This window comes from Yeosuana marina (assembly GCF_011762485.1).
GTDB lineage: Bacteria > Bacteroidota > Bacteroidia > Flavobacteriales > Flavobacteriaceae > Yeosuana > Yeosuana marina.
In genome coordinates this window covers 97,708-110,162 of the sequence record NZ_JAAKGI010000003.1, presented here as the reverse complement: position 1 = coordinate 110,162, position 12,455 = coordinate 97,708, and the positions used below count along the sequence as shown (strand labels likewise).

General features: G+C 34.6%; 12 protein-coding genes. 5 read left to right on the top strand and 7 right to left on the bottom strand.

Annotated features, from left to right (window positions below):
- Positions 1–54: 54 nt before the first annotated feature.
- Complete coding sequence (locus G5V56_RS05120; protein WP_317166399.1) at positions 55–870, top strand: HipA domain-containing protein; 816 nt, start codon at positions 55–57, stop codon at positions 868–870.
- Positions 871–989: 119 nt separating this feature from the next.
- On the opposite strand, the gene G5V56_RS05115 is transcribed toward G5V56_RS05120, so the two are convergent.
- From G5V56_RS05115 to G5V56_RS05095, 5 genes are all read right to left on the bottom strand, one after another.
- Positions 990–1,652 carry a P-loop NTPase family protein gene (locus G5V56_RS05115; RefSeq protein ID WP_166962521.1) on the bottom strand — a complete coding sequence of 221 codons (663 nt, stop codon included), beginning with the start codon at positions 1,650–1,652 and terminating at the stop codon, positions 990–992.
- Positions 1,649–2,086 carry a hypothetical protein gene (locus G5V56_RS05110; RefSeq protein ID WP_317166398.1) on the bottom strand — a complete coding sequence of 146 codons (438 nt, stop codon included), beginning with the start codon at positions 2,084–2,086 and terminating at the stop codon, positions 1,649–1,651. The genes G5V56_RS05115 and G5V56_RS05110 overlap by 4 nt, the downstream gene beginning before the upstream one ends.
- 100 nt (positions 2,087–2,186) lie before the next feature.
- A complete protein-coding gene (locus tag G5V56_RS05105) occupies positions 2,187–2,465 on the bottom strand; it encodes a helix-turn-helix domain-containing protein (protein ID WP_166962515.1) in 279 nt (92 codons plus the stop codon).
- 276 nt (positions 2,466–2,741) lie between these two features.
- Entirely contained in the window at positions 2,742–3,581 is an 840-nt protein-coding gene (locus G5V56_RS05100) for an RteC domain-containing protein (protein ID WP_166962511.1), read from the bottom strand.
- A 22-nt stretch (positions 3,582–3,603) separates the two neighbouring features.
- Complete coding sequence (locus G5V56_RS05095) at positions 3,604–6,006, bottom strand: aminotransferase class I/II-fold pyridoxal phosphate-dependent enzyme (RefSeq protein WP_166962508.1); 2,403 nt, start codon at positions 6,004–6,006, stop codon at positions 3,604–3,606.
- A gap of 206 nt (positions 6,007–6,212) precedes the next feature.
- Between G5V56_RS05095 and G5V56_RS05090 the strand changes: the two genes are divergently transcribed.
- The 4 genes from G5V56_RS05090 to G5V56_RS05075 all read left to right on the top strand — a co-directional run bounded on the left by G5V56_RS05090 (position 6,213) and on the right by G5V56_RS05075 (position 8,529).
- Positions 6,213–6,599 (top strand): DUF7793 family protein, encoded by a 387-nt coding sequence (locus G5V56_RS05090; protein ID WP_166962505.1) that lies wholly within the window; start codon positions 6,213–6,215, stop codon positions 6,597–6,599.
- A gap of 83 nt (positions 6,600–6,682) precedes the next feature.
- Complete coding sequence (locus tag G5V56_RS05085) at positions 6,683–7,672, top strand: helix-turn-helix domain-containing protein (RefSeq protein ID WP_166962502.1); 990 nt, start codon at positions 6,683–6,685, stop codon at positions 7,670–7,672.
- A 93-nt stretch (positions 7,673–7,765) separates the two neighbouring features.
- The gene (locus G5V56_RS05080) at positions 7,766–8,209 is read left to right on the top strand and encodes a MauE/DoxX family redox-associated membrane protein (protein WP_166962499.1); all 444 of its coding nucleotides are present in this window, start codon (positions 7,766–7,768) and stop codon (positions 8,207–8,209) included.
- Between the two features lie 71 nt (positions 8,210–8,280).
- Positions 8,281–8,529, top strand: coding sequence for a DUF6520 family protein (locus G5V56_RS05075; protein WP_166962497.1), 249 nt, complete (start codon positions 8,281–8,283; stop codon positions 8,527–8,529).
- A gap of 123 nt (positions 8,530–8,652) precedes the next feature.
- Here G5V56_RS05075 and G5V56_RS05070 read toward each other — a convergent pair whose 3' ends face one another.
- A complete protein-coding gene (locus G5V56_RS05070) occupies positions 8,653–10,875 on the bottom strand; it encodes a zinc-dependent metalloprotease (RefSeq protein ID WP_166962494.1) in 2,223 nt (740 codons plus the stop codon).
- 135 nt (positions 10,876–11,010) lie between these two features.
- Entirely contained in the window at positions 11,011–12,444 is a 1,434-nt protein-coding gene (locus G5V56_RS05065) for a RagB/SusD family nutrient uptake outer membrane protein (protein ID WP_166962491.1), read from the bottom strand.
- Positions 12,445–12,455 lie beyond the last annotated feature (11 nt).

Here is a 12,455-nt window from a genome sequence, read left to right as displayed (position 1 = left end):
TTGGATTTCTTTGGGACTCCAACGCCTCCTATTATCCCTTATAGCATTGACCAAATGTCAGAACTGGCAAAAAGTGTCGTAGAGCGGAGTGTGACGGTACCTGGTGTTCAACCAAAGCTATCCATGTCTTTGGTAAATGAAACCCAAAAACAAGATGGTTCACGACTAACTGTCGTTGGCGCTCTTGGGGGTCAGTATATTTTTAAACCACCTTCTGATCAATTTTCAGAAATGCCAGAGAACGAACACGTAACCATGAGGATTGCGGAAGCTTTTGACATACGGGTTGTGCCTTCAAGTTTAATAAAATTAGCGTCGGGTGAACTCTCTTATATAACCAAAAGAATAGACCGAACAGATCATGGCGAGAAAATCCATATGTTAGATATGTATCAGGTTACGGAAGCTTTTGATAAATACAAAAGCTCTATGGAAAAAATAGGAAAAGCGCTGGATACATATTCTGATAATACCCTCCTAGATAAAATTTTCTATTTTGAATTAGTGGTATTTTGTTTTCTTACTGGAAATAATGATATGCACTTGAAAAATTTCTCGATGATCGAAGGTTCTTCTGGTTGGTTATTAGCACCTGCTTATGATTTATTAAATGTGGCCATCGTACTCCCTGAGGACACTGAAGAATTAGCGCTCTCCCTTGGAGGAAAAAGAAGGAAACTTAAAAAAGAACATTTCGAAAATTTAGGAAAAGACCTGGAATTAACCGATAAACAAATTCAAGGTGTCTTCAAACGAATGATTGAGAACAAACCGAAAGCGATGGCATGGATTGAGACTTCATTTTTATCAAAAGAAATGAAAGCAGCTTACAAAGAGCTTCTTACAAGCAGATATGAAAGACTGATGTAACTATTCAAAATTCAAAAAAAGTAAAACGACCTATCTTGATAGGTTATTGGCCTTAAACATAGTAACGTCTGAAAAAAATATCATTAGCTACCTTAAACTTTGCTTCCTGATGTTGTTTTCTAGCTTCGTTTATCCATACTTTTCTTATCAAATGCTATTAAATTAAATAGCTCTCTCATTCGCGATCTCACGCGATTCCCATATCGCTCCTCCAATTCTTGTGCGTTTAGGTTAGTGGTGGCATGCGTTTTAATCTGATTTTCTAAAAATAATTCATAGCGTGACAACAGGATTTCACCCATCACATTACAATCCTTTCCATAGTGCCTTCCAATGGGTTCTACACCCAAATCATCAAAACAAAAGTAGTTGGTACTTCCATAATCTTCGATGGTCTTATACCCCACATGATTAAAGCCAAACACAATATTTCTGGTGGGAATCATTTTATAAGGCTTTTGATGTGGCACGATATGCCTGAGCAGCTTCATTAAACTAGTTTTACCGCAGCCAACAGGACCGGTTAAAAGAATGCCCTTATGAATGTCAATGTCCAACTTTTTACAGTTAGCTTCGTCCTTGATGAAATAATTACATAGCTTAAATAGGATGTCCCTATCGTCAATTACTAATTTAAAACTTTTTCCAAAAAGGAGCTTCCCTTTGGCATTCAGATAAGTAAGAATTTCATTAAAATCATAAACGATTTCACTGCCCTCAAGTTCCCCTAACTTATATTCCTTAGTACCTTCCAAGATGATATGGGGATTTATGGTTTTCATAAAGGCTCATTGTAATTTTTATCGGAACTGGTCTTTAGGTTGTCCTGATATGGGACAGTGCCGTTTTGTTTGCTTCCTTTTTCAAAAATCTTTTTTTTATTATTTTTTTGTTTTGATAAGTTTGTATTGTTTATTCCTGTTTTGATAGGTTTATCTTTAGATACCAGCGCTTGTCCATTGGTCGTCCCAATTTTGGTACGGGAGAGGTCTATAGGTAGTTCATCACTTGTCCCAAAAATGAACATCTTGATTTGACTCCCACGAAACGGATTGTGAGAGGGGCTATAAAAAAGATAGCTCCAATCGCTCAGTTCCTTGATACATCTATGGTAGGTTGTTTTTGAGCCTAATTTTGACAAATCCATCACTTCGGCACGATTGATATAGAAACCTGGTTTAAAATGGTAATTGTTCCAAATCTGGAACAGAGCCATGTACAGGCTTATATGGGATGGGTTTAAACGGTTGTCTTTTGAAAACCTTTCCAAAACGCCGTTAAGATGCTTGATATAATTCATGGATTCCAAGATGGATTCAGAATTTATTATGGATTTTGTTGCCTTCCAAAATTTTCATGATTTCCTGATAATCATAATACAAGACGCCCCCCATTTTGGTATATGGTAAAGTCCCATTGATTCTTAAATTCTGTAAGGTTCCCGGTGAGATACCCAACAGTTCCCTGACTTCAAGTGATTTTAACCATTTTTTGGATTGTTGCCCTGACTGGTTTTTGAGTAGTAGTTTGATGTCATCGAGTAGTTCCATTTTGAATTCTCGAAGATCTTCTGTTGTAATGATGGTTGCTCCCATTTGTAACTGTTTTTTTTGTTAAAACAAAGCCACCCATGATTACAATAATCATTAGGCGACTTTGCCTTGATTTGACTTTCGTGTTACAAATTTGAGAGACTATTTTAGTTTTCTATCAATAGACCATCCCAAGGTGGGACATTTTTTATGTTCATTATTTTGAGGCAATTTATATTGATTTAGTAGGGACATCAAGACCAAAAACCATCAATTAACCGCAAATTGTATGTTGTATTAATAAAAAAAACTTACTCCCAACTTGGGGACAACTTGGGATTATTCATCGGACTCCTCAAAGCGTCTATTCAAGGCCTCTATCAGTTTATCTAAAAATTTTGTTTTACTGCATTTTCGTGCTCTGATTTCTATAAAGGTATGGTAGTAATTTCCCAATTCTATATTAAAGATCTGTTCAAATAGAGAGGCTAATTCTTTGATATCGGACGTCCCACTATTGATGGTGCCACTGCTGTGCAAGGCATAAATTAATTCTATTAACTCTGTTTTGTTTCCCGTCCAAAAAAGCTTTGATGATTGTTTCATGGCATTTAATTTTGTGTTATCGGTGTTGGTTTCTAATGTTTCAATTTCTTGTTTCAGATATACAATAAGCATGTCATACGCCATAATGGTGGCTACCGTGCTATCCTGACATGTTGAGAATTGTTCGTCTGTAAAGAAATGAAATGATTCTGTAGATGATCGCAAATCCGATTTCCCTCTGACAAAATATTGTTCATCCAAGGAGGTTGATCCCCTTCGATAATAATGATAGAACTCCAAATTATCATTGAAGTATACTTGTAATTTATTGATTTGATTGTTTAAGTATTTAACTTGAAATTTTGAACTACTTCTAGGCCGCTTACTTTCAATATTAAATAGTTTGACATAATAGATGAGCTTACTGAAAATTTGAGGCTTCGTATGCTTGAAGAAATGAATCTCTTCCTGTATGGAATGAAACCCATTTTGAATGACCTCTCGCCTTAGGCTTTTGATACACTTCTCGGTATGAGTAATCCCGTTTTCAGCAATATATAGCATATCTTCATTGCTAGATTCCAACGTCTCTAACTTTGTTTCAAATTCAGATATGAGTTCGTGATAATCCATATATATAAGAGATCCCGCAAGACTAGCTTTCTTCCAACAATCCCATTAGTTCCATGGTGTAATTATCCGAAGTTTGTATATAACCGAACTTTTTCTCAACAATCGCTCCTAGTTTTCTTTTCTCAAAAGCGGCGGTCATTCCCAAATCGATTTCTTTGAATTTCAAATCAATGGCTCGTTTAATGGTTTGAAATAACAATTGACGGTAGATGTGGAACTCTTTTAGGTACTCATAATCCATTCCTACAAATGAAGGCACATAGGTATGTTTTTCATTATTGTAGCAAAGCATGACTCCGATCATCTTTTCAGGGCAATCCTTCTGGCTAATCACGATGAACTCCCAGTTGGGATGCTTTGATATGTTCTCAAACAATGCGTCAGGAAAGGAAAATGTATTCAGTCCCAAATTATTTTGACGAACTTGGTCATATAACGCTTGAACTTGTTTTAATTGACCGGTACTGAACGATTGCAATACGTCTATCTTTAAGAGGGGCTCAATAGCCCATACTTCCTTTCTTAAATGTCGCCTGTTTCTTGAAGATAGGCTTGATACATACGTGTCTATATCATGATACCCGTCTAATTTAATTTTACTTGAATCAGGCATTTGTACTCTTATAAAACCTTGTCCTTGAAAAAAGGAGTGTGCAGGCTCATGATCAAGAAAATCTCTAAGAACGATCATTTTTGCTTTAAATCGCTTCTCTAGGGCTTCCATAGTTTGCATCATAATATTCAAAGCCTGTTGCTTTAAAGGATGTGTTTGATCTACATACAAATGATCCCCTTCTGTAAAAAGAGATCCCAAACTTAATACCTTAGACGTCAAATAATAGGGATTTAATTGTCGCTCCTTTTCAATGGCTTGGGAAGCTTTCACATTGGCTAACATATCATCTTTCCATAATCCCAATGTTAAAAATGTTGATAAAATGGGAGTTTGTTTCTGATCACATATAATCAAATACCAAAACTTCCAGTTATGTTCCCTTAACTCATTATTACTAAAAGTTTCTTCTAAAAATTTAAGCCCTTCCCAGTCACAAACCCCATGTTTACCAACCAGACTATTCCATAAGGATTTATCAATGTTTAAGATAGAATCCTCTAACTGTACCCTGAGGTCATGATGTGATGTCCCTTCCTCTATAGATATATCCTTCATTTTAAACGCCTGAAAAACTCGCCTTATATTCGTATTGCTATCTTCCAGTGCCTTTGGAAAATGATGGGTCATTGCTTCCACCAATTCTTTAATTTCCTGTTTTTGATTATGCCGTGAAATGGTAATTCTTACCCCAGTGTTTTTTACAGGGACGGCTGGGAATAGGCCTAGATTGACATAAAACCCTTCACTCATCATTCGGTTGACAAAGTTATAGCCTGTTTTTGGCATTCCTGTTCCTATATAGAATACTGGCGAGTCGTTGGTGTCAACAAGTGGTAATTCCGTTTGCTTTAAGAGGGCATTAAAATACTGAATGCGTTTCCTCAAATCGTTTTGAAGCTTATAGATCTCAGGTGTCAAATGAATCTTAGCAGATGCTGTGGCTGCTGCCACGGACGCAGGTTCCAATTGTGCTGAAAAGGTCAATGGGCCTCCAAAGGTTTTTATCTTATGATGAAGCTTTGCATTTGAACAGACCAAAACTGCACCACTTGCACCAAAGGTTTTACTCAAAGTTCCAAACAGTAACATATTCTCAGAAAGTTCCTTGAGTTCACTAAGCACATACCCCGTTCCGTGTTTACCGATCCAACTCATTCCGTGTACATCATCCATGTAAAGATGTAATTGAGGATATTTTAAACACAGGGCTTTCAAGTCCTGAATAGGGGCGAAATCGCCATACATGGAATAAATCCCGTCTGCCATATACCAAATTCGTTGTCTCTTAGAGGTCAATGCTTTTATTTTATCCTCTAGCATATTCAAATCATTATGACGAATCATATCAATAGGAACACTTCTGCTCTTTAGAACTTTGGCAGCACTTTGTACACTCCAATGGACTTGATGATCTAAAATAATAGCATCTTGGTCATCCACTGCGCTTGGAATGACTCCTAAATGGCCCAACGTACTGTTCTTTGTAATGATAATGGGATTTTGGTACATCTCTGCGATCAGCTCCTCCAATTGTCGATAAAGCGGATTGGAAATATAGGATTTAGATAAAGGAAATTGTGTGCCATACTTTCTGATAGCCTCTATCGCAGCTTCCTTTAATCTAGGATCTTGTTCTAACCCTAAATAGCCTGTTGTCCCAAAATGATATAATTGCTTATTATTAATCCCTATAGTTCTTCCTGAAAATTGATCTCCTTCTGCATATAAGTGTAATACGCCTTGTTGTTGCGCATCTGTAAACACCTCATTAACAGTGTTCAAAAAATTGTTGTGTTTGATTTTTGCCATATCATTTATATTTATAGACATAAAATTTAGTGGCATTTATTTAAATTTGAGCAATTCTATTTTAACATAATCCCTTACAGATAATTTTTTATCCTTTGTAGATAAATAAAACAAAACATATTTAAATGTTTAATCGATTAACGGTTAAATATTTAATTAATAATTTTTGTAAGTTTATACTGAAAATAACCAGTTTTCTAAGAATTATGCTCACCTTTTTTGAAAATGACTATGCTGAATACCGCTATTTAGATCGCATTCTATTTATCACCTACAAGGATGGTACTAGTATCGATTTAGAGGCAGCCGTCCGTATTGTAAAAGATCGGCTCATTTTACATGAAGGTCAATCCTTTCCCATATTATGCGATATTCGGGGTATTAAGGAAATCAATAAATCAGCTAGGGATTATTTGTCTATTGAAGGATCTGTTTTAGTTAAAGCAGTTGCTTTTATTATAAAGGATCCTGTTTCTGAAATGTTGTCCAAATTCTATCTACAAACTAGAAAACCCATCATACCAACCCAATCTTTTGAGCATATTGAGGATGCTCTGGTTTTTTTAAATGGATTTGCAGAATCTGAACCCTAAGGAACTATAATTTATAACACTCTCTCAGTTCCAATAATTTCTCTCATGACATATTAATAAAATAAACCATCTATTAATTTATTATGGCGAAAAGAAAAAAAGAAAGAATACATCAAATTAATCACATGTTATTGGAAATGGCCAATGGTAACTTTTTTTACCGGTTGGAACGATCCATGAACAAAGATAGTCTAGAAGCATTAAGTGTTACCCTAAATATGTTGGCCGAAGAGATTCAAGAAGTCATGATTCATCAAGGATTCGCAAATACAAATGATACTATCAAGCACATAGTTCAAATGAGTTTTATACTAGATTCGGAAGGCATCATTAACATGGTAAATAAGCATGCTTGTACCCTATTAACCATTGAATATGATGATATCATTGGAATTCCATTTGAGTCTCTTTTAACAGAAAGTTCCCAAACCACCTGGAAGAAGGCGTGGAAGACACAACTAAAAAACCAAAACATTGTTTCTGATACCTCCTTAGTTTTAACGTTTAAAACCAAAGAAAACCTATTGATTCCAAATCCCTGTTATTTGACAACATTCCAAAATAAGACAACTAAAGAAAGAAACATCCTGATCACTGTCATCCATCATTCCAAAAGTCAGTTTGAGTTGGAATCCGATTTAAAACAACGTGTCATCCAATTCATGGATAACAGCAAGCAATCTAATAAAACACCAATTACACCTTTAAAACAAAAACTTAGATTAAGTTTTGATGATATTAAAAAACTCAGGGAAGGACATGATTTTATAATTAACAATTTGGATAAAAAACTTCCTTCACTCAAAGAATTTGCGCTCCAATTAGGTACCAATGAATTTAAATTAAAGTATGGGTTCAAGGAACTTTATGGAACAAGTGTCTATCGCTTTTTATTAGAAGAGCGTTTAAAGAAGTCCCAACTGTTAATACAGTATACCGATATGCCTCTTAAACAAATTGCTCATACAATAGGGTTCAAAAGTTTTCCTCATTTCTCTAAAACCTTCAAGGATAGATTTGGATTTAGTCCCAAAATTCTAAGAAAAAAATATTTAGAAAAAAACGGTAATTAATAATAGCTCTTTTTAATAAATCCCTAACACACAAAAACTTATCCTTTACAAATAAAATTTATTGTTGAATTTCACCATATCAAATCAAATGATATGAAAGATTCAACAACAGTATATCAAATACTAACAAAAACCATAAGCTTGCTTTATGTCATTTTATTTGTATATGCCGCGACTAGTAAGCTCATTGATTTTAATCATTTTACAACACAACTCACCAGATCACCTTATATTTCTAATTATGCCCATTGGATTTCTTGGGGTACCCCTACGATTGAGTACATCCTAGCTGGACTGTTGGCATTTAAAATCTATACCTTAAAAGCCTTTTACGCAAGCTTTTCACTTATGGTCCTCTTTACCATTTATATCGTGTTCGTTCTCAATTTTAGTGATTCCATTCCATGCTCTTGTGGTGGGGTGTTGTCATCCCTAGGATGGAAAGATCATGTCATTTTCAACATGGTATTTATAGTACTTGCCCTAATAGGGATTATCGCAACCCATAAACAACAACATATTCAAATTCAAAAATAATACTACGTAGTGCCAGGGGAAGACCGAAAACCTGAAAAAGAGTAGGTCATTAATTTTTTAAAACACACATTATGAAATCTAAAGTTTTTAAAATCATGTTACCAGCTTTTGCTATTTTATTAGCCATAAGCTTATCGTTTGCAACAGAAGCCACTAATTCTAGCCAAACTGGTTACTATGATGATCCATTTATCCCTGGAATACAGGAAGTGCCAGGAGGTGTAGATTGTCCAACAACTGGAGAAGTTACTTGTAAGTATAATGGACATGACGTCTATGCTGATCGAGCTATGACCCAACCTTTATGGGAAAGAGAATAATTATTCTAACTAATTAAATAAAAAGGTGTCTATTAATAGACACCTTTTTTTGACTAACTCAAAAAAATAAGTATTGCAACATACAATAACTTATTAAACTTACGAAACTAGCATACTTCTGTATTAAAATTTTTCCATTTGTCTCAGGATTAGTTTTAGATGTCCCCTGTATATCTCATTCATATCTTTGTCCATGCTACCAGAAACCAAATCCTTTAGTTGTATTAATTGATTTAAAAAGAGGCTTTTGGAATAATTAGTATAGGTCATAAAATTTTTATCAGCCAAAAGATTGGTTCTTTTCTGCTCAATGTTTTTACAAAGTTGATCAACATATAAGCTCTGCAGTTCCCTTTTTCTAGCATCTACAAAAAATGTATCTTGATTTAGGTCCTTGAACAACTCCTTCTGAAATTTTGATAAAAAAAGCTCGGATATCCCCTTAAAAGCCTCAGACTTTTCCATATACTCTAGTCGCTTCATTCGCTGTGGTAATAGTAACTTAAGCAATAGTTTTAATTGTAACTCTGTTAATTTATCTGGAAATGTTGAGTATTTTATATTGGTTAAATATTCAGGATGCGTTAACCATGTGGGTGGATTAAAGGCATGCAAAAATATAAAGTCCATAGCATCCTTCTGAATATCATACGGTATAGGCTTATACATTTTTCCTTGTTGACTGCCAGATTTATATTGAACAGTATAACCTGCAATCAAAGACATAACCTGACTCATTTCTTCATACCAAAGCTCCATGGTTTTTCCATAAAGCCTTTCCATCACTGTATAGTCTTTTTTATCATAATTTACAATTGGCAATAACTTAAGAACACGCTCCATATTTTTCAATCCCATTTCTGTAGTTTTTATAGGATCGTCATTATCTACTACTTCGTCGGTCATACCCGGTCCAATAATTTCATATCTTTTATTAATGTATCTAAACCAAGGTATAGAATCTTGGAGCCTAACAATACGTTCCAAGTTTTCTTCTTCATGACTTATAAATGGAGTATAAGCCCATTTAATATTGTAAATATCTGTTGGTCCAACCTTTTGAATTAGCAAAGAAGGATCAATGCTATCTTTTGGTTGAACGATATAATTATGCCTTGCATAGGTCATAACACTTGGGGTATGACCCATGGTTTGAAGCCATTTTTTATCACGCATTTTCTCAAAAGAATAAGCATATTCGCCATAATTGGCGTCCTTGATACCGAATGCATGACCAGCCTCATGAGCCACGACGAATTGAATGAGTTCCCCCATTAAATCATCTGGAAAAGGATATTGCTGAGCCCGTTTGTCCATAGGCGCACATCTAATAAAATAATCGTCTGAAAGATGTTGATAAGAGGACGTAATTATAATATCAGATTTTAAAATTTCACCTGATCTTAAATCTACAATTTGAGATACCGTAGAGCCTGTACCATCTTCATATCCTCGAACATGCCTTCTAGTACCCCATCGTATGATGGAGTAATTAACACTATTCCTTATTTTTTCTTGATCCTTCTCAGACACTTCTTTTACTTCCAGTGCATTTTTAAATCCTGCAGCTTCAAAAGCCTGTAACCATTCCATTATACCAGCCTTAACATAAGGCCTCCATTTTTTTGGTATATCCGGAGCCAACATAAAAGTTATAGGTTTAACGGGAACGCTAAGTGTCTTGTTTTTATATTTTTTTTCTAGGCGCCACCTTGTAATACTTGCCACTGCACTTTCGTTGGTATGATTAATAAAACTCACTAAATCTTCACAAAAAAAACCCATTCGATAATCAAATAAACGAGGTTGCATAGGTTTAGGCAACAAAAAAAAGCTAAAGTCCACAGATAGCGTTTTTTTCCCACTTTTCTCAGCTATAACATGATTAGTTTTTATAATGACTTCATTTTCAAGCTGCTCAACATCATATATGTAAGATAGATCAGCAACAATAGTTTCCTTGAAATCTGAATCCCAGTCAACTGAATTACTCAACACCAAATTTGTAATATCTATATAAAATCTGTCTGAACTACTTTTATTTTTAATGATTGGAAAAACACCAATGGTATTCTTAAGAATTGATGCATCCTTATTTATTGGTATAATAACACCTGTTTGAGATACTACTCTAGGGGATTCTAAGATAATTTGATCTTTAAACTTTGTCCATTTAACATGTTTGTAATAGTGCTTATAACCATCTCTGTGATTAACAAATAGCATGTCTTTGCCTAAAAATATTTCTGAAACATTAATATACACTTTACCATTTATCAACTCTATAGATAAAAACCTATCCTGACATACCGTTTTAATTGTTTCTTCTTCTATTTTAGAGGGCACTGCTTTGAAATGGCTTTTGCTAAAACCAAATAGTTGGAAGAATAAAAAAAATATTATAATAGAAACTCTCATAATTGAATATATTCTGAACACTGAATAGTTATTTTTGTTTGTTCTTTAACTTTATGAATTCTTTTAATAACCAGAATTTTGAGGTTTCAAATTAGGATTTATCTCTAATTCCGTTTCCGGGATTGGTAATAAAAAATTAGAGTCCTTCCAGTTTGGTTTAATGGGACTTAATATCTCATTTGCAACTCCCATTCGCTTAAGATCAAACCATCGATGGCCATGCTCAGTAAAAAATTCTACTTGGCGTTCGTGTAAAATAGCATCTAATAAATTATTTTTGTTATTTGCCTCAGTATTGTCTAATCCTGCACGATTTCTTATCATATTTAAATCTTCCTGAGCTCCAATAATATTTCCTAAATGTGTTCTTGACTCAGCTCGGATTAAATACTGTTCAGTCAATCGAAAAATGATAGAATATTCCAACGAGTCTGTTTCACTTAAAAGTGCTTTATATTTGTAAGGATAATACAAAGTCGTCAACCCGTCATTACTCGTCGCACTACCAGTCCAATAAGAAAGCCTTAGATCTCCAGACTCAAAAGCACCTATCATAGAATCACTTAAAGCATAGGTTTGACCTGGAATAAATCTAATAACAAACTGATTAGCTTCATAAGTATTCGCATAAGACACCCCATTAGGTTTAAATTGCCATATCGTTTCTGAGGACTCTTTGAGGAATACAGAGTTTATATCTAGTTCCAAACTATAGTTAGTTATCAAATCATCAGCCATAGCTTCTGCCAATTCCCATTGTTCTGTATATAGATAGGTACGCGCCAATAAGGCCTTGGCTACTGATGCATTGACAACGACATGTTCTCCAGTATCATCTGAAGTCCCCATAAACGTAGCCGCGGCCTCAAGATCTGATATTATATTCTCATATACCTTATTTACAGGAATGCGCGTAACCTTGTTATTCTCTACATAATTGGTAGTAGTAATATAGGGGATGCTTCCAAACAAATTGACCAGCAAACTGTGCATATATCCTCGGACAAATAATGCCTGTCCTTTAAATTCTTCCTTTTGTTTTTGAGATAAATTTACAGAAGTCTCAACACCACTTATAATATCATTAGCAGCATATATGAGGTTATACGCATGGCTCCACCAAGCCAATACCACAGCATTGGAAGGGGAAACATGATGAGTATATATTTCAATATAGTTCGTATCAAAACCATAATAATTCAATTCATCACTGTAAATTCCCATCATCGAACTTAATCCATAGCGCCCTGATATCATACCTTGTTCTCGCATCTTATAATAGATGTTTGCTAAAGCAGATTCTACTGTTGAAGAATCTTCAAATACCGTCTTTGATATCAGAACATTCTTTGGTGGATCAACTTCAATAAAATCAGTACATGAAGACATAAAGAAGATTAAAATAAAATACAGGAGGTATTTTATCGGTCTTCTGATGCTTCCATTGAAATAACATTCTGCTATATTTATCTGTTTGTTGCTTTCTATAATTTTCATAATAAAATATT